Source organism: Ruegeria sp. AP12, assembly GCF_056540025.1.
Map to the genome: position 1 here is coordinate 110,016 of NZ_JBQFVZ010000005.1, position 24,962 is coordinate 134,977.

20 protein-coding genes are annotated in these 24,962 nt (G+C 59.9%); 10 read left to right on the forward strand and 10 right to left on the reverse strand.

From position 1 onward, the window contains the following. Positions 1 to 64: 64 nt before the first annotated feature. The 3 genes from ACR0E6_RS14655 to ACR0E6_RS14665 all read right to left on the reverse strand — a co-directional run bounded on the left by ACR0E6_RS14655 (position 65) and on the right by ACR0E6_RS14665 (position 4,371). The gene (locus ACR0E6_RS14655) at positions 65 to 2,278 is read right to left on the reverse strand and encodes an NADP-dependent isocitrate dehydrogenase (protein WP_480584629.1); all 2,214 of its coding nucleotides are present in this window, start codon (positions 2,276 to 2,278) and stop codon (positions 65 to 67) included. 231 nt (positions 2,279 to 2,509) lie between these two features. Next, complete coding sequence (locus ACR0E6_RS14660; RefSeq protein ID WP_480584632.1) at positions 2,510 to 3,568, reverse strand: ABC transporter ATP-binding protein; 1,059 nt, start codon at positions 3,566 to 3,568, stop codon at positions 2,510 to 2,512. Further along, positions 3,565 to 4,371: an IclR family transcriptional regulator gene (locus tag ACR0E6_RS14665; protein WP_480584634.1), complete on the reverse strand. Its 807-nt coding sequence runs from the start codon at positions 4,369 to 4,371 to the stop codon at positions 3,565 to 3,567. The genes ACR0E6_RS14660 and ACR0E6_RS14665 overlap by 4 nt, the downstream gene beginning before the upstream one ends. A 142-nt stretch (positions 4,372 to 4,513) precedes the next feature. Here ACR0E6_RS14665 and ACR0E6_RS14670 point away from each other — a divergent pair, with 142 nt between their 5' ends. The 10 genes from ACR0E6_RS14670 (at position 4,514) to ACR0E6_RS14715 (ending at position 15,803) form a co-directional block, all read left to right on the forward strand. Continuing rightward, on the forward strand, positions 4,514 to 5,773 hold the full coding sequence (locus ACR0E6_RS14670) for an ABC transporter substrate-binding protein (protein ID WP_480584637.1): 1,260 nt from the start codon (positions 4,514 to 4,516) through the stop codon (positions 5,771 to 5,773). An 89-nt stretch (positions 5,774 to 5,862) separates the two neighbouring features. Then, positions 5,863 to 6,789: a carbohydrate ABC transporter permease gene (locus ACR0E6_RS14675; protein WP_170622165.1), complete on the forward strand. Its 927-nt coding sequence runs from the start codon at positions 5,863 to 5,865 to the stop codon at positions 6,787 to 6,789. A gap of 1 nt (position 6,790) precedes the next feature. Further along, positions 6,791 to 7,639 carry a carbohydrate ABC transporter permease gene (locus tag ACR0E6_RS14680; protein WP_170453790.1) on the forward strand — a complete coding sequence of 283 codons (849 nt, stop codon included), beginning with the start codon at positions 6,791 to 6,793 and terminating at the stop codon, positions 7,637 to 7,639. Between the two features lie 22 nt (positions 7,640 to 7,661). After that, positions 7,662 to 9,002 carry an alpha-galactosidase gene (melA, locus tag ACR0E6_RS14685; protein WP_480584640.1) on the forward strand — a complete coding sequence of 447 codons (1,341 nt, stop codon included), beginning with the start codon at positions 7,662 to 7,664 and terminating at the stop codon, positions 9,000 to 9,002. Between the two features lie 57 nt (positions 9,003 to 9,059). Beyond that, on the forward strand, positions 9,060 to 10,766 hold the full coding sequence (locus tag ACR0E6_RS14690; RefSeq protein WP_480584643.1) for an IlvD/Edd family dehydratase: 1,707 nt from the start codon (positions 9,060 to 9,062) through the stop codon (positions 10,764 to 10,766). After that, positions 10,766 to 11,533 carry an SDR family NAD(P)-dependent oxidoreductase gene (locus ACR0E6_RS14695; protein WP_480584646.1) on the forward strand — a complete coding sequence of 256 codons (768 nt, stop codon included), beginning with the start codon at positions 10,766 to 10,768 and terminating at the stop codon, positions 11,531 to 11,533. The genes ACR0E6_RS14690 and ACR0E6_RS14695 overlap by 1 nt, the downstream gene beginning before the upstream one ends. A gap of 4 nt (positions 11,534 to 11,537) precedes the next feature. Further along, positions 11,538 to 12,431: a 2-dehydro-3-deoxygalactonokinase gene (locus ACR0E6_RS14700; RefSeq protein ID WP_480584648.1), complete on the forward strand. Its 894-nt coding sequence runs from the start codon at positions 11,538 to 11,540 to the stop codon at positions 12,429 to 12,431. Beyond that, the gene (locus ACR0E6_RS14705; RefSeq protein WP_480584651.1) at positions 12,428 to 13,033 is read left to right on the forward strand and encodes a 2-dehydro-3-deoxy-6-phosphogalactonate aldolase; all 606 of its coding nucleotides are present in this window, start codon (positions 12,428 to 12,430) and stop codon (positions 13,031 to 13,033) included. The genes ACR0E6_RS14700 and ACR0E6_RS14705 overlap by 4 nt, the downstream gene beginning before the upstream one ends. Then, positions 13,030 to 13,890 carry an SMP-30/gluconolactonase/LRE family protein gene (locus ACR0E6_RS14710; RefSeq protein ID WP_170453796.1) on the forward strand — a complete coding sequence of 287 codons (861 nt, stop codon included), beginning with the start codon at positions 13,030 to 13,032 and terminating at the stop codon, positions 13,888 to 13,890. Before ACR0E6_RS14705 ends, ACR0E6_RS14710 begins: the two co-directional genes overlap by 4 nt. Next, a complete protein-coding gene (locus ACR0E6_RS14715) occupies positions 13,887 to 15,803 on the forward strand; it encodes a beta-galactosidase (RefSeq protein ID WP_480584654.1) in 1,917 nt (638 codons plus the stop codon). The genes ACR0E6_RS14710 and ACR0E6_RS14715 overlap by 4 nt, the downstream gene beginning before the upstream one ends. Before the next feature lie 38 nt (positions 15,804 to 15,841). Here ACR0E6_RS14715 and ACR0E6_RS14720 read toward each other — a convergent pair whose 3' ends face one another. The 7 genes from ACR0E6_RS14720 to ACR0E6_RS14750 all read right to left on the reverse strand — a co-directional run bounded on the left by ACR0E6_RS14720 (position 15,842) and on the right by ACR0E6_RS14750 (position 24,953). Then, positions 15,842 to 17,104 carry an ABC transporter permease subunit gene (locus ACR0E6_RS14720; RefSeq protein ID WP_170632371.1) on the reverse strand — a complete coding sequence of 421 codons (1,263 nt, stop codon included), beginning with the start codon at positions 17,102 to 17,104 and terminating at the stop codon, positions 15,842 to 15,844. Next, positions 17,101 to 18,021: an ABC transporter permease gene (locus ACR0E6_RS14725; protein ID WP_170453799.1), complete on the reverse strand. Its 921-nt coding sequence runs from the start codon at positions 18,019 to 18,021 to the stop codon at positions 17,101 to 17,103. The genes ACR0E6_RS14720 and ACR0E6_RS14725 overlap by 4 nt, the downstream gene beginning before the upstream one ends. Positions 18,022 to 18,033: 12 nt before the next feature. Then, positions 18,034 to 19,146, reverse strand: coding sequence for an ABC transporter ATP-binding protein (locus ACR0E6_RS14730; RefSeq protein ID WP_480584658.1), 1,113 nt, complete (start codon positions 19,144 to 19,146; stop codon positions 18,034 to 18,036). 114 nt (positions 19,147 to 19,260) lie between these two features. Then, on the reverse strand, positions 19,261 to 20,385 hold the full coding sequence (locus ACR0E6_RS14735; RefSeq protein WP_170523054.1) for an extracellular solute-binding protein: 1,125 nt from the start codon (positions 20,383 to 20,385) through the stop codon (positions 19,261 to 19,263). Between the two features lie 145 nt (positions 20,386 to 20,530). Beyond that, positions 20,531 to 22,495, reverse strand: coding sequence for a beta-galactosidase (locus tag ACR0E6_RS14740; RefSeq protein ID WP_480584661.1), 1,965 nt, complete (start codon positions 22,493 to 22,495; stop codon positions 20,531 to 20,533). Further along, complete coding sequence (locus ACR0E6_RS14745) at positions 22,492 to 24,138, reverse strand: amino acid ABC transporter permease (RefSeq protein ID WP_480584664.1); 1,647 nt, start codon at positions 24,136 to 24,138, stop codon at positions 22,492 to 22,494. The genes ACR0E6_RS14740 and ACR0E6_RS14745 overlap by 4 nt, the downstream gene beginning before the upstream one ends. Positions 24,139 to 24,203: 65 nt before the next feature. Next, positions 24,204 to 24,953 carry a basic amino acid ABC transporter substrate-binding protein gene (locus ACR0E6_RS14750; RefSeq protein WP_170522780.1) on the reverse strand — a complete coding sequence of 250 codons (750 nt, stop codon included), beginning with the start codon at positions 24,951 to 24,953 and terminating at the stop codon, positions 24,204 to 24,206. Between the last annotated feature and the right edge of the window lie 9 nt (positions 24,954 to 24,962).

Here is a 24,962-nt window from a genome sequence, read left to right on the forward strand (position 1 = left end):
CGCCCTTTTTGGTTTTGCTCGATCAGTGACCGGGCCGAAGCACGGTTATCCGGTCGGCTTTGGTTTAGCCTATGATCGCGTTGAGTGTTGCGCTGGGGCGCATCACCGCAGCGGTTTTTGTCGGATCGGTATGGTAGTAACCGCCCAGGTCAGCCGCTGCACCTTGCGCGCTGGCCAATTCGCTAAGGATTTGCTCTTCCTTCGCTGCCAGGTCTGCCGCGACGGGTGCGAACTCTGCCGCCAGTTCCGCATCGTCCGACTGCGCGGACAGTGCTTCGGCCCAGTAGCGCGCGAACCAATAGTGGCTGTCGCGGTTGTCGGGCTGGCCGACCTTGCGGCTGGGCGAGCGGTTGTTGTCCAGAATGCCCTGCGTCGCGGCCTCGGCTGCGGCACCCAGTACACCCGCCTTGGCGTTGCCCTTGTTGTCGGCCAGGAAGTTCAGGGATTCACCCAGCGCGCAGAACTCACCCATCGAATCCCAGCGCAGGTGGTTTTCCTCAACCAGCTGCTGCACGTGTTTCGGGGCCGAACCCCCCGCGCCGGTTTCGAACAGACCGCCGCCATTCATCAGCTTGACGATGGACAGCATCTTGGCCGAGGTGCCCAGTTCCAGGATCGGGAACAGGTCGGTCAGGTAGTCGCGCAGCACGTTGCCGGTGATGGCAATCGAGTCATTGCCTGCCGTGATGGTTTCCAACGACTGGCGGGTCGCCTCGCGCGGGGCCATGATCTGGAACTTGTCCGCTACGCCTGCAGCTTCCAGCACTGGTGTCACGTATTTGATCAGCTCGGCGTCATGGGCGCGGTTGGCGTCCAGCCAGAAAATCGCCTCGGACCCCGTCAGGCGCTGACGATCCATCGCCAGTTGGATCCAGTTCTCGATGGGGGCCTTCTTGACGGTGCAGGACCGCCAGATGTCGCCCTGTTCGACCTCATGCGAATGCAGCGTCTCGCCATTGGCCAGAACGATGCGGATGGTGCCATCAGCAGGGGCCTGGAATGTGGTCGGGTGCGAGCCATATTCCTCGGCCTTCTGTGCCATCAGGCCGACGTTTGCGACCGCACCGGCAGTGGCCGGGTTCAGCGCGCCGTTGGTTTTGAAGAACTTGATGGATTCATCGTAAACCGACGCATAGCAGCGGTCGGGGATCACGCAATTGGTGTCGCCCTTGGCACCGGTCTCGTCCCAGCCCTTGCCGCCTGCGCGGATCACGGCGGGCATCGAGGCGTCGATGATCACGTCCGACGGAACGTGCAGGTTTGTGATGCCTTTGTCGCTGTCGACCATATACATGGACGGGCGGTCGCCCTTGATCGCGTCAATGGCGGCCATGATGTCGGCATTGCCTTGAACACGCTCCAACAGGTCGCCCAGACCCGAGTTGGGGTTCACGCCCAGTGCGTCCAGCTCGGCACCGAATTTTTCGAACACCGGGGCCAGCCACGCCTTGACCGCATAACCAAAGATGATCGGGTCGCTGACCTTCATCATCGTGGCCTTCATATGTAGCGAGAACATGGTGCCGTCTGTCTTGGTGTCCTCGATCGCGTCTGCCAGGAACGCAGACAGCGCCTTGACCGACATGAACGACGCGTCGGCCACGGTGCCCTCAGCCAGCGGCCAGCCGTCTTTCAGAACGGTCACGCTGTCGTCTTTTCCCACGAACTCGATCTTGGCATCACCGGCTTGTGCCGCAGTAATGGTCGCCGATTTCTCGTTTGCGTAGAAATCGTTACCCGGCATCGACGACACTTTGGTTTTGCTGTCCGACGACCACTCACCCATCGAATGCGGGTTCTTCTGGGCATAGTTCTTCACCGCCCGCGCCGCGCGGCGGTCACTGTTGCCTTCACGCAGAACCGGGTTCACAGCCGAGCCTTTAATCGCGTCATACCGCGCGCGGATCGCCTTTTCCTCATCGGTCGAGGGTTCTTCGGGGTAGTTCGGAATGTCATAGCCCTGCGACTGCAGTTCCTCGATGGCCGCCACAAGCTGGGGCACCGAGGCCGAGATGTTCGGCAGCTTGATCACATTGGCATCCGGTGTCTTCACCAACTCACCCAGAGCGGCCAAATCATCGGTGATGCGCTGCGCGTCTGTCAGGTTTTCCGGGAAGGTTGCCAGAATACGGCCTGCCAGCGAAATATCCTTGGTGCCAACACTGACACCCGCCGCCGAGGCGAACTTGCGAATGATGGGCAGAAACGACGCGCTGGCCAGTTCAGGCGCTTCGTCTACAATGGTATACAATATGTCGAAGTTCGATTTATCTGCCATATTCTTTTACCTTTTTTAAGCCTTTCGGGGCGTGCGATCCAAGAGTTGGGGCCACATCAGCGTGGCGCGGTAGGGGCAGACCAATACTATCGCCCCTGGGTGACTCTGTTTTGACAGAGCCTCCCATAAATGAGGTTTGGATTGGAATCAATCACCCATGGGCGCGCGTTTTGCCACGGGTGGTAGGATCAGGTCACGAAGGATGTAAGATGCAAGCGACGCGCCCGCCGCTTACCGAAACCGCTGACCTGTCTCAGGATCAAACACCATCGCACGTTCGGGCTGGACCGAGATGCCGATGCGCTCGCCCGTTGTGCTGCGCTGGTCGTCGCGTTCCTCGACGATCAGTTTGTCGCCATTGGGTGTCAGCAGATAGGAGTACGACACCCCACCCAGTGCTTCGGTCAGATCAACCGTGCAGGTTTCGGCAGAGCGGTCGATCTGGATGTGTTCCGGGCGCATGCCCAAGGTGACCTTGGACAGACCAGCAGGAACCGAGGCGGAAACCGGCAAGGGCTGGCTAAGTGCGGGGTGCGTGACATGGCCGTCGGCATAGTCGCATTCCAGGAAGTTCATTGCGGGTGAGCCGATGAAACCGGCAACAAAGCGGTTATCAGGATCGCGGTACAGATCCATGGGGGCACCCACCTGCTCGATCCGGCCATCGCGCAGAACGACGATCTTGTCCGCCATTGTCATCGCCTCGACCTGATCGTGGGTTACGTAGATCATCGTCGCGCCGATTTCCTGATGCAGACGGGCGATTTCGACCCGCATTTCGACCCGCAATTCGGCGTCGAGGTTCGACAGCGGTTCGTCAAACAGAAACACCTCGGGGCCGCGCACGATCGCACGACCGATGGCAACGCGCTGACGCTGCCCGCCGGACAGGGCCTTGGGCTTGCGTTTCAGGTATTGATCCAGTTTCAGGATGTTCGAGGCTTCCTGAACCTTCTTGTCGATCTCACCCTTGGCCACGCCGTTCATGCGCAGACCAAACCCCATATTCTCGGCGACAGTCATATGCGGATAGAGCGCGTAGGTCTGAAACACCATTGCCACGCCGCGCTTGGCCGGGTCCATATGGGTCACCTCGCGCGCGCCGATATGGATTTGGCCTTCGGATGTTTCCTCAAGCCCAGCGATCATCCGTAACAGCGTGGACTTGCCACAGCCCGAGGGGCCGACGAACACGCAGAATTCGCCATCTTCGATCTGCAGATCAATGCCGTGAATGACCTGAGTTTGGCCATACCGCTTGATCGCCTGGTTCAGAGTTACACCTGTCATGTCCCTTGCATCCTATCGCTATAGGCATTCCGGCGGGTTTCGGGGAACCGCCACGCCTGCGCCTCGGCCCCGATCTGTTCGGCAACGCGCCGAACCCGGGGAACCCAGGCTTCCAATTGCTCAAAATTCATTCGATCTGTTGAACCGGTCACGGAAATCGCACCCAGCATCCGCCCGCCCGAGGTCAGAATCGGGCAAGCGATACAGATAATGCCGGGCTCGTGTTCTTCGTCATCCACGGCGAAACCGCGCTGGCGGATCAGGTCTAGATCAGCCCGCAGCGCCTGCTCGGACGCAAGCGTTTTGTCCGTGAAACGGTGATAGCTTTGCTGCGACACCGCCTTGTTCAGCGCCTCGTCGTCCAGAAAGGCCATCATCGCCTTGCCAACACCTGTGCAATAGGCCGGTCCAACCTTGCCAGCCTGCGAATACATCTCGACCGGCTGCGCGGCATTGCGCTTGTCGACATACAGGACCTGACTGGAATCAAGCTGGGCCAGATGCACCGTCTCGCCCGTTTCCTGGCTGAGCGCATCCAAAAACGGCCGCGCAATCGGGGCCAGAGAGCTTTGGGTCCAGGCCGCATGTGCCAACCGCACCAGCCGCAAACCGGGTGTATACGTCTGACGTTCGGGCTCATAAGACAGCATGCCCTGATTGGTCAGGGTTTGCAGAAACCGATACAGTGTCGCCTTGGGAAAGGTGCTACGGTCCAGCAATTCCGCAAACCGCACGGGGCGCCCGAACGACGCCACCTGATCCAGCACATCACATGCTTTGCCTATTGTTCCGTCACCAGCCACGGGTGCCTGTTCTCCTCCGTTTGACCGCCGCCATCCTCATCAGGGTCTTGACAAGACTAGCCGAGTCGATGTGTAGTTTTCAATATATAAAACTAGGTTTCAATATTTGGAACTACAAAATGGAAGCTTAAGGGAGGAAACCATGCATTCCATGTTCAAGCGCACTGCGGCTGCTTTGGCGGCCAGTGTGGCACTTGCCGCGCCTGTTGCGGCCGAGTTGACCGGTGAACTGCGAATCTTCCTCGATACATCGAACCCGGCGCCGCGCGCGACGATGGAAGCGATGATCGAGCGGTTCGGAGAGCAGCACCCGGGGCTGGAGATCGAGACCACCGTGATCGACCGCGAAGCCTACAAGACCCAGATCCGCAACTTCCTGACGGCGGATACGCCTGATGTGGCCACCTGGTACGCGGCCAACCGGATGAAGCCTTATGTCGAGGCAGGTCTGTTCGAAGATGTGTCCGACCTGTGGGCCGAACCTGAGATTGCCGACAATCTGGCCTCGACCAAGGGCGCGATGACCATCGACGGCAAGCAGTGGGGCGTGCCCTATACCTACTACCAGTGGGGCGTTTACTATCGCAAAGACATCTTTGACGAACTGGGCCTGAGCGAGCCGACCACCTGGGAAGAAGAACTGGCCAACTGCCAGAAGATCGTCGATTCCGGTCGTGCCTGCTATACCATCGGCACCAAGTTCCTGTGGACCGCCGGTGGCTGGTTCGACTACCTGAACATGCGCACCAACGGCTTCGACTTCCACAACCAGCTCGCCAATGGCGAAATCAGCTGGGAGGACGACCGGGTCAAACAGACCTTCGCCAACTGGAAGCAGCTGATCGACATGGGCGCGTTCATCGACAACCACCAGACCTATAGCTGGCAAGAGGCCCTGCCCTTCATGGTCAATGGCGAAGCCGCTGCTTATCTGATGGGTAACTTCGCCGTGGCTCCGCTGCGCGAGGCAGGTCTGACGGACGATCAACTGGACTTCTACCAGTTTGTTGCCATCAACCCCGATGTCGAACTGGCCGAAGATGCGCCAACCGACACGTTCCACATCCCGGCCAATGCGTCGAACAAGGAAGCCGCGCGTGAATTCCTGCGCTTTGTGGTTTCGGCGGATGAACAGACCGAGATCAACAACGGTGCGAACCTTGGTCAGCTTCCCGTGAACGCCCAGTCCTCGGTGGATGACGACAAGTTCCTGCAGCAGGGCTTTACCATGCTGTCGTCGAACAGTCCGGGCGGCGTTGCCCAGTTCTGGGATCGTGACGCGCCTGCCGAAATGGCAAAGGTGTCGATGGAAGGCTTCCAGGAATTCATGGTCAAGCCGGAAAATGCTGATCGTATCCTGGCCAAGCTGGAGCGCGCACGTCAGCGCATCTACGACAACTAAACGGACAGGGCCGGGCTGAAGCCCGGCCTACGCCAAACTGCAAATGTAGGGCGGGCTTCAGCCCGCCACCCCTCAGCCGGAATGCCGCCATGACCATTGCCGCAGACGCCCCAGAACAGGAAAGCTGGTTCCACCGCAACCAACAGCGTATCGCGCCGTGGCTGTTTCTGGCCCCGGGTCTGCTGTTCTTTATGGTCTATGTGATCATCCCGGTTTTCCAGTCCTTCAACCTGTCGCTTTATGAATGGGACGGGCTGGGCGCGGCGGAATATGTGGGCTTCCGCAACTACGAGGACCTCTACTGGGAATGGGTTGATCGGGATGCGTTCTATATCTCGCTGAAAAACAACCTGATCTGGCTGCTCCTTTACTTGCTGGCAATCCCGGCGGGCCTGTTCATTGCGCTGTTCCTGAACCAAACAGTCTGGGGCATCCGCCTGTATAAGTCCCTGTTCTTCTTCCCGTTTGTCATTTCACAGGTCGTCGTCGGCCTCGTTTTCACATGGTTCTATGATCCGACCTTTGGTCTGCTGAACGAGTTTCTTGGCTTCTTTGGCATGGGCCCGCTCAACGTGCTGGGCGATGAGAGGTTCGTCACCTACGGCATCATCTTCGCGGGCCTTTGGCCGCAGACCGCGTACTGCATGATCCTCTACCTGACCGGGCTGAACGCCGTGGACCCCGAACAGATCGAGGCCGGACGGCTGGACGGCGCAAAGGGCGCGCGGATGCTGTGGCACATCATCCTGCCGCAACTGCGCCCGGCCACCTTTATCGCCTTCGTCGTCACTATCATCGGAGCACTGCGGTCGTTCGACCTGATTTCGATCATGACCCAAGGGGGGCCGTTCGGGTCGTCCCGCGTGTTGGCCTATTATATGTTCGAGGTCGCCCTGTCCGAATACGGCTTCCGCATGGGATACGGCGCTGCCATCGCGGTGATCCTGTTCCTGATCATGCTCTGCTTCATCGCCTACTTCCTGTGGTCGATGTATCGCGAAGAAAGGGGGCACTGAGATGTTTCCCAAACCCATAGAAAAACAACCGCGCGCGGCGCAGATCACCTATCAGGCCATGTTGCCAGTCGCCCTTCTGCTGTGGCTTGGCCCTCTGCTGGCGGTCGCCTTGTTCTCGGTCAAACCCGCTGCGGATTTTACCAATGCGAACTATTGGGGCATGCCGTCGAGCTTTGAAGGCGCGTTCAACTACGGCCAGGTCTTCTTCAACTCGGACATGCCGCGCTATCTGATGAACTCTTTCCTGATCACCATCCCAACGGTGATCGGATGTGTCGCGCTTAGCTGCATGACCGGGTTCGCGCTGGGGATATACAAGTTCAAATCGAACCTCTGGATCTTCTTCATGTTTGTCGCGGGCAATTTCGTGCCGTTCCAGATTCTGATGGTTCCCGTACGCGACCTGACGCTGGAATTAGGTCTCTACAACACCAAAACCGGGCTGGTCTTGTTCCACATCGCCTTCCAGACCGGATTCTGTACCCTGTTCATGCGCAATTTCATCCGCGCCCTGCCTTTTGAACTGATCGAGGCTGCGCGGGTCGAGGGTATCAGCGAATGGCGCATCTTCTGGTACGTGGTTCTGCCACTGATGAAGCCCGCGATCGCGGCGCTCAGCGTGCTAATTTTCACCTTTATCTGGAACGACTATTTTTGGGCCGTGGTCCTGACCCAGGGTGCCGAAAGCCAGCCTGTCACCGCAGGTATCACCAGTTTCAACGCGCAATTCCGCGCCGCCTATCAATTGATGAGTGCCGGTTCCATCGTCGCGGCTCTGCCGCCGGTGGCCATGTTCTTCCTGATGCAGAAACACTTCATCGCGGGCCTGACCCTCGGTGCCGTAAAATAACGTCAAACCAAAGGTTTGCAAAATGACCAAAATCGCCTTTGTCGGAGCGGGCTCAACGATCTTCATGCAGAACATCGTGGGCGACGCGCTGCTGACCCCTGCGCTGGCCGACAGCCACTTTGCGCTGATGGATATCAATCCCGAACGTCTGGCAGAAAGCGAAGCGGTGGCCCGCGCGATGATCGGCTCGGTCGGTACGGGCGCAACCGTTTCAACGCATATTGACCGCCGCGCCGCGCTGGACGGGGCCGACTTTGTCATAACCGCCTTCCAGATCGGCGGGTATGAGCCCTGCACGGTCACCGATTTCGAGATTCCCAAACAATACGGCCTGCGCCAGACCATTGCCGACACGCTGGGAGTCGGTGGCATCATGCGCGGGCTCCGCACGGTTCCAGTTCTGTGGGACGTGGCGCGAGATATGATGCAGCTTTGCCCCAACGCGACGCTGCTGCAATACGTCAATCCGATGGCGATCAACACATGGGCGCTGGCGGAACAATTCCCGGCGCTTAAACAGGTGGGCCTGTGCCACTCGGTCCAGAACACGGTCGAGGAACTGGCCCATGATCTGGACCTGCCCAAGGACGAATTCCGCTACAAGGTTGCGGGCGTCAATCACGTCGCTTTTTTCCTGAAACTGGAACATCAAGGCCGCGACCTTTACCCCGCGCTGCGGCAAGGCTATGCCAGCGGTCGCCTGCCCAAACCGCCATTGCTGATGCCGCGTTGTCCCAACAAGGTGCGTTATGAGGTTATGGACCATCTTGGCTATTTCTGCACCGAAAGCTCGGAACATCTGGCCGAATACGTTCCGTGGTTCATCAAGGACGGGCGCTCGGATCTGATCGAGCAATTCTCGATCCCGCTGGACGAATACCCCACCCGCTGCATTGAACAGGTCGCCAACTGGAAAGAGCAGGCCAAGACGCTGACCGATGGCCGTGACATCACTGTCACCCGCAGCCATGAATTCGCCGCCGATCTCATGAACGCTATCGTCACCGACACGCCCTATGTGGCTTATGGCAACCTGCCCAACACTGGCCAAATCCCGCAACTGCCCCTTGGCGCTGCGGTCGAGACCCCCTGTCTGGTGGACAGCAACGGCGTTCAGCCCTCGGTCGTTACCGACATCCCGCCGCAACTGATCGCGCTGATGCGCAGCCAGATCAACGTGCAGGAACTGACGGTTCGCGCGCTGGTCGATCAGAACCCGGAATATATATACCACGCCGCCGTGATGGACCCGCACACCGCCGCAGAGCTGGACCTGCGTCAGATCCGCAGCCTTGTCACGGACCTTTTGACGGCACATGCGGACTGGCTGCCCGATTGGTGCCGCCCGGCCAAGGCAGCGTGATCTTCATCTTTTTTCAAATACTCACTTCCAACCCGAGCCACGAAGAAGCAAACCAGAATGACAAAACGCCGCTCACAACATTGGTACGGTAAACTCGACAAGGATGGGTTCATCCACCGCTCATGGATGAAAAACCAGGGTTTTCCCGATCACGCCTTTGACGGGCGGCCCATCATTGGCATCTGCAACACCTGGTCGGAACTAACGCCGTGCAATTCGGGTCTGCGCGATCTGGCCGAAGGCGTGAAACGCGGTGTGTGGGAGGCCGGAGGCTTCCCTGTCGAGTTCCCCGTCATGTCTCTGGGCGAGACTCAGATGAAACCCACGGCTATGCTGTTCCGCAATCTGCTGGCCATGGATGTAGAAGAGTCGATCCGCGCCTATGGCATCGACGGCGTTGTCCTGCTGGGCGGCTGTGACAAGACCACACCGGGGCAGTTGATGGGCGCTGCGTCAGTTGATCTGCCCTCAATCGTGGTCAGTTCCGGCCCGATGCTGAACGGCAAGTATCGCGGTCAGGATATCGGCTCGGGCACCGATGTCTGGAAATTCTCTGAGGCCGTGCGCGCCGGAGAGATGACGCTGCAAGATTTCATGAACGCCGAATCCGGCATGTCGCGCAGCGCCGGGGTTTGCATGACCATGGGCACGGCTTCGACTATGGCGTCGCTGGTCGAGGCGATGGGCATGTCCCTGCCCACCAATGCCGCCCTGCCCGCAGTTGACGCCCGCCGCATGGCGCTGGCGCATCTGACCGGCAAGCGGATTGTCGAGATGGTGGATGAAGACCTCAAACCATCCGACATTCTGAGCAAAGAGGCGTTTGAAAACGCCATCCTCGCCAACGCAGCCGTTGGAGGTTCCACCAACGCGGTGGTTCACCTGCTCGCGTTGGCGGGTCGTGTCGGCGTCGATCTGACGTTGAAAGACTTTGAGATCGGGTCCGAAATCCCCCTGCTGGTGAACTGTATGCCCTCGGGCAAATACCTGATGGAGGATTTCTGTTACGCAGGCGGCGTGCCGGTCGTGTTGAGCGAACTCAAACCCTTCCTGCGTCCGGCCAAGACGGTGCTGAACAAAGACATCTCGGCCCATTACGAAGGGGCCGAGTGTTTCAACACAGACGTCATTCGACCGTTCAACGATCCGGTGAAACCCGCCGCTGGCCTACGCGTTCTGCGTGGCAACCTCGCGCCGAACGGAGCAATCGTAAAGCCTTCCGCGGCGACAGATGAGTTACTGGAAACTGAAGCCGAAGCTTACGTTTTCGAAAACATCGAAGACCTGAAAGCCAATATCGACCGCGACGATCTGCCGGTAACGCCCGAGACCATTCTCGTGCTCAAAGGCTGCGGCCCCAAGGGCTATCCCGGTATGCCCGAAGTCGGCAACATGCCGATCCCGGCCAAGCTGGTGAAAGAGGGCGTGCGCGACATGATCCGCATTTCGGACGCGCGCATGTCGGGCACCGCCTATGGCACTGTGATCCTGCATGTCAGCCCCGAGGCGCAGGCGGGTGGCACTCTGGCGCTGGTCAAAACCGGCGACCGTATCCGCGTTTCGACCAGTAAGGGCGAACTGGAACTTCTGGTCGATGAAAAGGAACTGGACGCTCGCCGCGCGGCATGGCAACCGGACGACCCGCACTACACCCGCGGCTATGCAAAACTCTATATCGACCACGTGCTGCAAGCCGATCAGGGCGCAGACCTTGATTTCCTTGTCGGCAAGGATACCCGCCTTGTGACCAGAGAGAGCCATTGATGACCCAATCCGCCACATTCCACGACCTGAACGGGGCGTCTGTCTACATCACCGGCGGCGGCTCGGGCGTCGGTGCAGCCCTGACCGACGGGTTCCTGGCGCAAGGGGCGAACGTTGCCTTCATCGGCCGCTCGGACGCCAGCGCTTTTGTCGAAGAAATGCGTGATAAACACGGTCGCGCCCCGCTGTTCATGCAGGGCGACATGACCGACACCGAATTGTTGCACGCCACCATGCAAAAAGCCGCCGAGGCGCAGGGACCCCTGAATGTGCTGATCAACAACGCGGCCAATGACAAACGCCACGCGCTGGAAGAAACCACAACCGATTTCTGGGACTGGATGATCGAGGTCAACCTCAAGGCCTATTACTTCGCCTGTCAGGAAGCCGCGCGGCAAATGCAGGATAAGGGCGGTGCCATCGTCAATTTCAGCTCGATCAGTTACATGATGGGCAATGCGGGCTATCCGATCTACACGACCTCGAATGCCGGGATCACCGGCATGACGCGGTCCTTGGCGCGCGAGTTGGGGCCGCAGAACATCCGCGTCAACGCCTTGGCCCCGGGCTGGGTGCTGACACAGAAACAACTGGATATGTGGGCCACGCCCGAAGATCTGGCCGCCCATATGGATCGCCAATGCCTGAAAGAACACTTGACGCCCGAGGACATGATCGCACCGACCCTGTTTCTGGCGTCTCAGGCCAGCCGCGCCATGACCGGGCAGTGCATGGCCGTTGACGGCGGCGTAGTGGTATCGGGGTGACGCGATGAAGACCGAATGGATTGCTGTCGATTGGGGAACCTCTCACTTACGGGCCTGGGCCATGCAGGGCGACACGGTGCTGGATCAGGCGCAGAGTGATCTGGGCATGGCCCGAGTTGCGCCGGGCGCGTTTCAATCTGCGCTGCTGGCGCTGGTGCAAGATTGGCTGGGCGATGCGCCCGTCGATGTCGTCGCCTGTGGCATGGTTGGCGCGCGGCAAGGCTGGGCCGAAGCGCCTTATGCCGCTGTGCCCTCGGCCCCCGTACCAAATGCGCCGGTTCGTGTTCCCGGCACCGATCCGCGTATCCGGGCCTTTATCGTGCCGGGTCTGAAACAAGCGACGCCGCCAGATGTGATGCGGGGCGAAGAAACCCAGATCGCCGGATTTCTGGCCGGGCACCAGAACTGGGACGGTGTGCTGTGCCTGCCCGGCACCCATACCAAATGGGTGCAGGTCAGCGCGGGCGAAGTGATCAGCTTCCGCACCTTCATGACGGGCGAGATGTTTGACCTGCTGTGCGGGCAATCGGTTCTGAAACATTCGGTCGGCGAAGGTTGGGATGAAACGGCCTTTGCCGAGGCTGTGGCAGACACCTTGTCAAAACCGGAAAATCTGGCGGGCCGTTTGTTTGGTCTGCGCGCAGCGGACCTGTTGCAAGGGCAGGACAAGTCCATCGCCCGGGCGCGTCTGTCCGGCCTGTTGATCGGGGCCGAACTGGCTGCGACCCGGCCTTATTGGCTGGGCCAGCAACTGGCTATTATCGGCGCGGACGAGGTTTCGAAGATCTATGCGCAAGCCCTGCAGCAACAGGGCGCATTCGTCGAGACGGCGGATGCCACGCTCTCCACTCTGGCCGGTCTGGCACTGGCCCGCACGCTGACGAAGGAAACCGCATGAGCCGCCCGATCATCGCCATTCTGCGCGGGTTGAAGCCATCGGAGGCTGAAACCGTCGGACGTGTCATCATCGATGCGGGCATCGACCGGATCGAGGTGCCGCTGAACTCACCCGACCCGCTGGACAGCATCGCCCGATTGGCCGCTGCCTTCGGAGAGCAGGCGTTAATAGGTGCGGGGACGGTGTTGACCGTTCAACAGGTAGAGGATGTCGCACAGGCCGGTGGGAAACTGATTGTGTCACCGAACTTCGACGCCGAGGTGATTGCGCGCACGATTGCGCTAAACCTGCAAAGCTGGCCGGGTGTATACACGCCGACCGAAGCTTTTGCCGCCTTGAAAGCCGGGGCCACCGGTCTAAAGTTGTTTCCGGGCGTCACCGCCGGACCATCCGGTCTGGCCGCGCTGCGCCCGGTTCTGCCGCAAGGGACACTGGTTTTTGCCGTCGGCGGTGCAGGGCCCGAGAATTTCGATCAGTGGCTCGCCGCAGGCGCAGACGGGTTCGGCATTGGGTCGGCCCTGTTTAAGCCGGGTATGGACATCGCCGAAATCTCGGAACGGGCCATCCGGATTGTTGCCGCCTATGACGAGGCCGTGGGATGAGCGCCGTTTTCGACAACCGCCCCTGCGAATTGGGCGAAGGCCCGTTGTGGCATCCCGAACGGCAACAGCTATTCTGGTTTGATATCCTGAACAAGCGTCTGATGACCCAGGAAGCAGGCGAACAGAAATGTTGGGACTTTTCCGAACATGTCTCAGCCGCGGGTTGGGTGGATCACGATACGTTGCTGATCGCGTCCGAAACCGGGCTGTGGCGGTTTTCCCTGACCACGGGGCGCAAGGATCTGGTGGTGGCGCTGGAGGCCGACAACCCGATCACCCGGTCGAATGACGGGCGCGCGGACCCGTGGGGTGGGTTCTGGATCGGCACCATGGGCAAGCGGGCCGAGCCGGGTGCCGGTTCGATTTACCGCTTTTGGCAGGGCGAGTTGCGCCGCCTTGTTCCCGATGTGACCATCTCGAACGCGATCTGTTTCGCGCCGGATCGTTCATGCGCCTACTATGCCGACACAAAGACGCGGCAGGTCATGCGCTGGCCTTTGAACGCCGAAACCGGATGGCCCGAAGGCGAGGCGTCGGTGTTTCTGGACCTGTGGACCGACAGGCTGAACCCGGATGGCGCTGTGGTCGATGCGGCGGGCAATATCTGGATCGCGCAATGGGGCGACCACCGGGTTGCCGCCTATGACCGCTCGGGCAAATACCTGCATTCGGTGCGTTTCGATGCGGCCCATACCTCATGCCCGGCCTTTGGCGGCGCTGAACTGACAACGCTTTTTTGCACCACAGCCCGCGAAGGCCTGAGCGCCGAGGCGATCCAAACCCAACCTTCCAACGGAATGACCTTTACCGCGCTGAATGCCGGTCAGGGTCAGGCAGAACACAGAGTCCTCTTATGAAGCCAGAACTTGGCGTTTGTTATTACCCCGAACACTGGCCCGAGGCTGTTTGGGCCGAAGACGTTGCGCGCATGATTGAGGCGGGCTTGCGCTGGGTGCGGATCGGTGAATTCGCCTGGAGCCGGATGGAGCCATCGCCGGGCGACCTGCAATTCGACTGGCTGGATCGCGCTATCGATACGCTGGGCGCGGCGGGCCTGAAGGTTGTTCTTGGTACGCCAACAGCCACGCCCCCGCGCTGGATGCTGGACAAACACCCGGATATGTTGGCCGTCGATGCTCAGGGTCAGGTTCGCAAGTTCGGCTCGCGGCGGCATTACTGTTTCAGCCATCGTGGATACATTGAGGACTGCGCGCGGATCACCCGGATCATGGGTGAGCGCTATGGCCGAAATCCGCATGTTGCGGCCTGGCAGATCGACAATGAATATGGCTGTCATGACACCACGCTCAGCTACAGCCCCCCCGCCCTGAACGCGTTTCGGCGCTGGTTGGCGGATCGCTATGGCTCGGTCCAGGCGCTGAACGAAGCGTGGGGGAATGTGTTCTGGTCGATGGAATACAGCAGTTTCGACCAGATCGACCTGCCCAACCTGACCGTAACGGAACCCAATCCGGCTCATGTTCTGGCCTTTCGCCGCTTTAGCTCGGATCAGGTGGTGGCGTTCAACAAGGCGCAGGTGGAGGTGCTGCGGGATCTGACCGATGCGCCCCTGCTGCACAACTATATGGGCCGCGTGCTGGAGTTCGACCATTTCGATGTGGGCGCCGATCTGGATATCGCCACCTGGGACAGCTATCCGCTTGGGTTCCTGTCGGATCGGCTGGAGGACGGTGCGGAGCACAAAACCAAATACCTGCAACAGGGCGACCCGGATATGCAGGCCTTCCATCATGACCTGTATCGCGCTGTCGGGCGGGGCCGCTGGTGGGTGATGGAACAGCAACCCGGCCCGGTGAACTGGGCCCCGTACAACCCGGCCCCCCTTCCCGGCATGGTCCGTCTGTGGTCGCTTGAGGCGGTGGCGCATGGCGCCGAAGTGGTCAGTTACTTCCGCTGGCGGCAAGCACCCTTTGCGCAGGAACAAATGCATGCCGGATTACTGACGCCAGGCAATCGCCCTGCCCCGGCATTGGCCGAGGCGCGCCAGACAGCCGATGATCTGGCCACCTTGGGCGAGATTCAGCAGGAACAGGCCCGCGTGGCGATCCTGTTCGACTATGCCTCGGACTGGGCGTGGATAACGCAACCTCAGGGTGCCGGGTTTGATTACTTCCGATTGGTGTTCTCGGCCTATCGCGCGCTGCGGCGGGCCGGGTTGTCGGTGGATTTCGTCCCGGCGAACGCCATTCCCGACGGCTACGCGATGATCCTTGCGCCGGGGTTGGCGACGGTGGATGAGGGCCTGGAACAGCGTCTGTCAGACGCCAGCGATCTGGCCATTCTCGGCCCGCGAGCCGGGGCCATCACCAGCGATTTCCAAATCCCCACGACGGGCCGCCCCGGTTTGAACGGTTTGGACTGCGACGTCGATCTGGTCGAGACGCTGCCACCGAGTATCCAGCGCCCTGTGGCAGGCGGCGGATCGGCACAGCACTGGATTGACCGGGTATCCGGTGCCGCCCCCGACCTGCTGAGCTTTGAGGATGGAACCCCGGCCCTGAAAGGGGACGGTGGATTGTGGTATCTGGCCGGGTTCCCGGATGAGGCGCTGTGGGATCGCGTCATTGCGATGGCTGCGGAAACGACAGGGCTGACCCTGCATCCCCTGCCCGACGGGTTGCGAAAGCGTGAAACGGCCCAGCAGGTTTTCCTGATCAACTACAACGCCGAAGCCGTTGAATGGAACGGTCACCGCATTGCAGGTTGCGATGTCCTGATCCTGAAACGCGAACGGTCCGAACGGTTCTAGTTTCCGTCCGGGCCGAGGCTGTTTTTCAGAGCCTGCGACTAGTCGCTTTGCAGACTGTTGGGGTCAAAGGCCCCGCCAAAGCCGCCATTGTTTGATGGCTGCTCTTCGGTCTCTGACTCATCGTCTTCGGCCTCTCCGCCACCCAGCGCATTGGGGGCAAACACGTTTCCGAACCCGCTGTTGTTCGACGGTTTCGGCGCGGTTTGCGTTGTGCCTTGTTCGGCCTCTTCCGCCTCACGCTGTTTGCGGCGCTCCTCGCGCTGCTTGCGCAGTTCCTGAATGCGCTGTTCGGCTTCCAGCTGCTTTTGCTCGCGCACGTCGGCAATGCACTGGCCGGGGTTGTAGGCCGTAGCCGTGCCCACGACCGTGATCGTCGCAACCGCAAAGACCACCAGCAGAACTGCGGCCATGTTGCCCGCGAAGAAGCTGGGCAGTTTGATCTTGCCTGCCAGTTCTTCAACAGTGGCGTTCTTGCGCGCTGCGGCCACCAGTTCCTGACGCTTCAGCTTGGCCTCGTTCAGCAGGGCAAAGAACACCGTCAGAACCACGATGATAAAGGCCAGCGCCGAGATCGAAGGCGTGATGCCATAACGCACCTTCTGCGCCAGTTCGATGGTCAGCGTCGGGTATTCGCCAAAGGTGAAGGTGGTGGTGTTGTAGTTCTCGAACGAGGCGAGAAACGCCAGCACCGCCGCCGACGCAATCGCCGGGCGCATGAAGGGCAGCAGGATCTTGCGGAACGCCTGCGCGTGGGTTGCACCCAGGTCCAGCGCCGCCTCGGTCAGGGCCACGTCATAGCGTTGCAGACGCGCCACCAGAACCAGCATGCAATAGCTGGCGATAAAGGTGGACTGGCCGATCACCGTCAGGAAAATCCCGTTCGACAGCACGCTGTCCGCACCCAGGCCCAGCATCCGGTTGATCCGGTCCCAGAACACCAGCGTCGAGATACCCAGAACAACACCCGGGATCAGGATCGGTGCGATGATGATCGTGTAGTAGGTGGCGCGCAGCTTGGGCCAGATCTGCGTCAGCAGCAGCGCCCCGGCCAAACCCATCGCCACCGACAGAACAACCGTCCCGGCCCCGATGATCAGCGAGTTCTTGATGCCGTTCAGGATGCGTTGATCCTGAAACAGCTCTCCGAACCACTGGAAGGTCAGGCATTCCCACGGGCTCATCCTGGGGAAGCTGGGCGAGTTGAAGGCGGTAATCGACATGATCACCAGCGGTCCCAGCAGGTACAGGAAGAAGATCGTCAGATAGACCCAGATACTTATGCGGAGGAAGGAATTATTCATTTCCCGATATCCCCCATGTTCACCTTGAACAGGCGCATCACGGCCAGCACGAACAGGATACAGGTCACCAGCAGCACGATGGCGTAGGCGGCCCCTTGTGGCCAGTCATTGTTGTCGTTGAATTGCTGATAGATCAGCTGCGTGAACCACAGGCTGGACGGCCCGCCCAGAATTTGCGGCGCGGCCAGCGCACCGGCGGACAGCATGAAGACCATCGTACAGCCCGAACTGATGCCCGGCTTGGCATAGGGGATCACGACCCGCCAGTGAATGCGCCACCATGGGGCACCCAGATCGCGCGCGGCCTCGATCTGATTGCCGTCGAGACTTTCGATCACGTTATACATCGGGAAGATCATCAGCAGGATATAGGCGTAGCCCAAACCGGCATAGAGCGCGATGTCGTTGCGGATGAAATCGAACGGCGTATCCCAGATACCCAGACCCATGAACAGGGTGTTCAGAACCCCGGTCTCACCAAAGATGATCCGCAGGGCAAAGGCGCGCAGGATCTCGTTGATCCAATAGGGGATGATCAGCATGATCGCGAAAATGCGGATGTGATTGCCCTTGGACTGACCCAGGTAATAGGCAATCGGGTAGCACAGGATCAGGTTGAAGATCGTCACACAGACCGCCGCCAGCAACGTTCGGAAGAACACGCGCAGATCGACCGCGTTGTAAGCCTGACTGCCGCCTTCGGGGCCGTAGATCAGGTATTTGTAGTTCTCCAGCGTATAGACGTCCTTGGGGCCACCAATTTCAGGCGGCGGCAGGTTGGGACGGAACGAAAAGTCCAGCATCGACAATTGCGGCAGGATGATCAGGCCAATGGTCCAGAACAGGACCAGACCAAGGATCATCAACCCCATGCCGGTGCCATTGCGGTTGAAGAAGTCTTTCAGAAATCGGGGCATCTGTTGAACCCCTTACTCTGCCGCCAGTTCACCCGCAGGAACCAGAACCGCATTGCGGGCCTCGTATTCCAGCGTGATGGTCTGGCCGGTGTGATCTTCGAAGGATTGCCCCAGGTTTGGCAGAGATACCTTGATCTCTTTCCCGCCATCCCCTTCGGTGAAGATGTTGAAAACGTTGCCCTCGAATTCCTCATGATTGACGCGGGCGGTGACAAAGTGATCTCCGGTCGCGCCATCCGGGGCAATGGCAAATGCCTCGGGGCGGATGAACATCATCGCGTCGTCGCCCTCTTTCATCTTGCCCTGATTGGCGGACGAAATTCGCGCCACCAGATCGCCCGAGCGGTTGGTCGCGATCAGCGCCTCGTTGCCCATCACCTGCTTGATCTTGCCACGGAACACGTTGTTTTCGCCCACGAATGAGGCCGCAAAGGCCGTGTTGGGATCGTTGTAAATCGTTTTGCCATCGGCAATCTGGTCGATCACTCCGGCGCGCATGACGGCGATATTGTCCGACATGGTCAGCGCTTCTCCCTGATCGTGGGTAATGTAGATGAAGGTGATGCCGACGCGCTGTTGAATCTCACGCAGCTCGGTGCGCATGTGCTGGCGCAGTTTCAGGTCCAGCGCCGAAAGCGGTTCGTCCAGCAGCAACACGTCGGGTTCGGCGCACAGCGCGCGGGCAATGGCGACGCGCTGACGCTGACCGCCCGAAAGCTCGCTGGGCAGTTTGTCGCCCTGCCCCGGCAGCGCGATCATGTCCAGCAACTCGTCCGCGCGTTTGCGGCGTTGCGCGGCGCTGGCCCCCTTGATCTCCAACGAGAAGGTGATGTTCTCCCACACTTTCATCAGCGGGAACAACGCGAGGTTCTGGAAGATCAGTGCTGTCGGGCGTTTGTTGGGTCCGATCCCGCGCATATCATTGCCACCGATCAGCACCTTGCCTTCGCTGGGGTCAAGAAACCCCGAAACCGCGCGCAGGATCGTTGTCTTGCCACAGCCCGAGGGGCCAAGAAACGAAAAGAAATCGCCTCCGTTGATGTTCACATTGGCATCGCGCACGGCGACGAAATCGCCGAAACGGATCCACAGGTTTTCCAGATCTACTCCGACCCCTGCACTCATTTTAGATATCTCCGTCTGGGGCACATGATTTTCGCACCCTGATAGGCCTGTCGCGCCACAAGGGCGCGCAGGGATCAGCCCCCCGCATCTGCAAGGGGCCGGGGTTCGAAATGCTTAGGCGCTTTTGAACTTGTTGACGAACTCGGTGCGGGTTTCCGCGTACCAGGGCGCTTCGGCAGGCCATGGGTTGAGGTTGGCCAGCGAGTCGCCCGGATAGGCCTCGGCAAAGTTCTTCTTGTAGGTGTCGCCCGAATACTGGTCGGCACCAAGAACGGGCGAGTTGTACCCGTGGCTATCAATCGCAACACCGGCCGGCTTCGCCTGATAGGCAAAATCGATGAAGGCATAGACCTGATCGATATTGGCAGCACCCGTTGGCATCGAGATACCGTCGACCCAAGCCATCGCACCTTCGACCGGTGCCTGATAGTGCACAGGCTCACCGGCCGATTTCAGGGCCAGCGGCGGGCCGTCCCAGGTCTGGCCGACCACAACGCCTTCGTTCAGCAGGCCGTTTTTCTGCGTATCCGCGTCGTTCCAGATCAGCTTGATCCGATCCTTGCGCGCTACGCACCAATCGGTGATCTGACCCCAGACCTTGCGCATGGTGTCTTCGTCACCATAAGCGGCCCAGACCGAACCCGGCTCCATCTCGCCCGAGCGTTCCATGTAGAGACCCGCGCCCAGCATCATCGAATGTGCACGGCCCATGGTCTTGCCCGCGTTCTCTTCCGACCAGACGTCGCCATAGGACGGCGCGTCGCCTTCCGGCAGCCACAGGTCGGTGCGATAGGCGATGCCTTCGGTGCCCCAGATATGCGGCAGCCAGTGTGCGCCGCTGTCACCAAAGTTCCAGGCGTCGGTCCCGATCTTGGCCATTGCCGGGTTCACCAGATCAACCGGAACCTTGTTCATGTCGAACGGTTGCAGCAGTTCCAGCGGCTCCCACTGAAGCGAGCGGTTGTTGGTGGGCGACACGATGTCAAAGCCCTGGCCCTTGGTGGCCTTCATCTTGTTGATGATTTCTTCGTTCGACCCGATACCGGTGTAGTTCACCTTGATCCCGGTCAGGGTCTCGAACTCTTCAATGAAACTGGGCGGAAGATAGTCCGACCACATCAGGATATTGATCTCACCCGACGACGCCAGCGCGCTTTTGCTGTAAAGCGGTGCGGCCAATGCAGCCGCGCCTGCGCCTTTTAGCACCGTGCGTCTGGAAAGGGATTTCCGTTCTACCATTTTGATGTCTCCCATAGTTGGACGTTTGTTTTTGTTATGTGATTGCAGGCCAGAATGTTGCGGCAGAGCTTTTTGTCCAAAAGTGACAGTTGCCAGTTTCCATGAGTCCAGTTTGCAGCCACGTCCGGTGTTTTCCGTGAGGGTGTCACGACTCGTGCCAGACAGCGATACCATAGGGCGGGATTCTCGAACTACCAATAACGTACTGGCGTGAATCGTCGAATTTAAGATCCTTTTCATCGGGGCCGAAGTTGAAGGCAAAGCACAGATCACCCCGGCGGGTGATCCGCAGATCAGGCCCGCAGTCAGTTTTCCGTAGTCCGGCCCAGTCCAGAACGTCTGCCAAAACAGCCTGTAACAGGTCGCCGCGCGGGATCATGGCCAGATAAGTCGCCCGGTCCGACCGCACAATCGCCGGGCTTCCGTCCCGGTAAGCGCTTGAAAAACAGCCAAGTACCTGATCGCCGGTCTCGATGACCTCGCGCCAGCCCGTGAAGGGATACGTTGTTCCATCGGGCATCCGGACGGATTCCTGTGCCAGATCGGGAAGCGATTCCACCCGCAGAACCCGGACACCCGCCAGATCGGACAGAACGCCGGGGGCCAGATTTGGCGGCGTGTGCATGTCCTCGGTCTTGCTGCCAGCGCGCGCGCCGATCAGCAGTTTGGCCTTGCTGGCCTGAAGCTTTTCCGCCAGTGCAACAGAAACGATCATGGCCTGAGGGATTACGATCAGGCGATACCCGGACAGGTCGTCATCTGGCCCTATAAAATCCAGATCAACGCCCTGCGCGCGCAATCCGGCATACCATTCCCGCAGGATATGGGCGTTTGGAAAGGCGTCATCATGGGGCAGAATATCGGCGGCCCAGACCGAGGTATAATCCAGCAGGATCGCCGCCTGCGCCCTTTCCCGCTGTACCGGAGGCAACGTATCGCGCTCGACCGCCACCTGCGCCAGTTCAATTGCCGCCTGATCCGCGCTGCCATCGGAACGAAGCAGCGCGGTGTGATATTGCTCTTGCGCGAAGCGGGCCTGCCGCCAGCGAAAGAACATCACGGCCTGCGCGCCATGGGCATAGGCGGCCCAGGTCCAAAGCCGGATCATGCCATCCGCAGGCGAGGGGTTCTTCTCGGCCCAGTCCACCGGGCCGGGCTGCTGTTCCAGCACCCACACCCGCCCCCGCCCTTGCGAGCGATAGAGGTCGCAGTGAAATCCCTGATAATCCGGCGCGCCGCTACGAAGGTAGCGGTGCTTTTCCTTGTCTGACAGGGTCGATCCCAACAGGTTGCCTAGCGGGTAACTGTCAAACCCGACTATATCCAGATCCTTGGCAACGGCGTGGTGATCGAACTCGAAACTACCTGCCATGAAGTTGTGGGTGATGTCCCGGCCCGGCGCATATTCCCGCAGAATATCCGCCTGCGCCTTGTTGAAAATCCGGACCCGATCCGAAGAATAGCGCGCGAAATCCAGCGCATGGGTCGGGTTCGGCGTCGCAACCAGCCCGTTGGGCAATTCGATCTGGTCAAAGCTGGAATAGAGCATCCCCCAGAACACCGTACCCCATCTTTCGTTCAATGCCTCAATCGAGCCGTAACGGTCCCGCAACCAGCGGCGGAACCCGTCGCGGGCGGCGTCCGAATAGCTCAGCACCGTGTCGTGGTCATTGTATTCATTGTCGATTTGCCAGGCATGAACATGCGGGTTCTGGCCGTACCGCCGCGCGTATTCGGTCGCGATACGCCGGGCTTCTTCCAAATAAACATCGCTGGAGAAACAATAATGCCTGCGCGACCCGAACCCACGCACGCGGCCGTCAGGGCCGACGGGCAGGATCTCGGGGTGCTCATCTATCAGCCATTTTGGCGGCGAGGCTGTCGGTGTCGACATCATCACACGCAGGCCCGCATCGCCCAGAATGCCGATCACCTCATCCAGCCAGCCCCATTCGAACTGATCGCGTTTTGGCTCGATCAGCCCCCAGGTGAATTCGGCAATGCGCACCCAATCCAGCCCCATTTCGACCATCCGTGCCGCATCGTCACGCCATTGGGACGGGTCCCATTGTTCGGGGTAGTAGCAAACCCCAAGTTCCAACCGGCTCATCTGGTGTCCTTCGCGGTGCGGCGTTCGATCCATTTCAGGAAGCTGGCGCAGCCCAAAGTGATCACGACATACAGGATCGCCGCCGTATTGAAGGGCGCAAAGGGCAGGAAGCTGGCGGCCTGAAACTCTCGCATCCGCTGGGTCATGTCACGCACCGACAGGATCGACAGCAGCGAGGTGTCCTTGATCATCGCGATGAATTCGTTGCCCAAAGGCGGCGTCACGATCCGCAGCGCCTGCGGTAGCACGATCAGCCGCGCTGTTTGCCAACGGGACAGGCCCAGAGTGCTGCCTGCCTCCAACTGTCCCTTGGGGATGGCTTCGATCCCGGACCGGAAAATCTCGGCCATGTAAGCGGAATATCCGACCGAAATGGCGATAATCCCCCGCGTCATGTTGGTCATGTCGATACCGCCGCCGGTCGCATCTTTCACGGCCCCGGCCAGAGGCAGACCGATATAGAGGATGATCACCAGCATCGGAATGCCCCGGATCGTGTCCACAAAGAACTCAGCCCCAACCGCAAGCGGATGCAGTTTGTGTTGCGCGCCACCAATAGTCAGGGTCAGTAGCAGGAAACCGAACACCGCAAAGGCCAGCGCCGGATTGCGGAACTTGTCCGGTAGAAAGCTGGTCTGCCACAACACCGGATAGCCTTGTGTATGCGCCTCGACCGGCACAAACGCACCCGAGACGCTGTCGACGGTTTCGATCTGCTCCAACGCGCTGGCCGCATCGGTTGCGCTGCGGATGCGGTATTGTTGATCTCCTCCGCCGTCGAATTCGCCAAACCGGATGATATCGGCCTGCGCTTGCGGCGTGCCGCGCACGATGGCGATCCGCGCCTCGGTGCTGCCGACGAGGATATAGCTCACCTTTGGCTGCATGAAGAAAAACGTCGAAATGGCCAGCAACGACAGGCTGATCGCCCCGTAGATCATCGTCGTACGCGCCCTGGCCTTGAACGATTGCAGCCCCACCCAGATCAGCCCAAGGATGGCCGCAAATATGTAGGCAAAGATCGCCGCGCGGAATGTGATGGCGACGCCGGTGGCAAACTGCCAATGGGCCATGAACATCAGATAGAACAATGCGGCCCCGGTCAGGATTTCAAACCCCAACTGCACATACCCGCGCATCGGATTGGGCAAACGGCCCGAGACCGAACACAGCGCAATGATCACTGCGTAAGCTGCCAGCAAAACCTGTAAACCCGTCTGCACCTGCGCGACCACCTCGGGGAACAGCACCCAGGTTTGGTTGGACCGGTCAATCAGGGTCGACGTGTTTTCGCTGAGGGCATGAAAGAACACGGATTCGGCGAAAGGCATCAGCATTTGCGGTGCGACAAGGGCCAGTATCGACAAGCCAACCGCCACCGGAAACGCTGCCAGCGCGGCGAGGCGCAACCAAAGGGGGGCTTGCGATTGGAACCGGGTGTGCCGGGCGCAGAGGTATCCAAGGATTGCGGCCGTCAGGACCAGCAGAAAGCCCACAAAGATCGGCCCTGCATTGTTGCCGATCCCCAGAATGGCCACCAGGGACCGCAGGTATTTCGACGACGTGGCGAACAGGTAAATGATAAACGGCGCGGCGGCGAGCAACACAAGGTTGCTCGGGCGGATCGAGCTGAGGCGCGACATGGGGTTCTCCGCTAAGTCAAAGCCCCGGCGATTGGGTCCGCCGGGGCTGTTCGTGTCTTATGGGATTAGTTGGTGCCCCAGTATTTCGCTTTCAGTTCGTCCAAAGTGCCGTCTTCCTGAATGGCGGCCAGCCCGGTGTTGATCGCATCCACGGTCGGGTCGCCTTCCTGAAACACGATGCCCAGCGGGTCGGATTGCAGGCCGGTGATGCCCACGGTCAGCTCTCCGGCGAACTCCTGCTCGTAAGCCGAAGCCGAGGTGCCGTCGATGATCACGCCCTGCACATCGGCGTTTTGCAGCGCCAGAATGGCGGCCGAGAAGTTGTCATACAGGCTGACATTCTCGCGCCCGACCAGTTCTTCGGCCAGTTGTGCGTTGGTGGTGCCGGTCTGCGCGGCCAGTTTCTGACCCCCGGCCTTGAAGTCATCCAGCGTCATGTCGCCATTGTCCACCTGCAGCAGGATGGCCTGGCTGACGATGATGTAGGGTTCGGAAAAATCCATGGTCTCTTCGCGTTCATCGGTGATCGACACGCCCGAGATCACCAGATCGAACTCACCCTGCTGAAGCGCGGCAAAGATGCCGTCCCAGGCGGTGTTGACGAAGTTGGGCACGCAATTGACCTTGGCGCAGATCGCATTCATCACATCCACGTCGAAGCCCACGATCTCACCCGTTGTTTCATCCACGGTTTCCATCGGCGGATAAGTGGCATCTGTCCCGATCTTCAGCACGCGGCCTTCAAGATCAGCGGCAAAAGCTGCGGGCGCGGTCATCGCGGCAAGGGCCGCTGCGGCAAATAGATGTTTGAACATGTTCGGTTT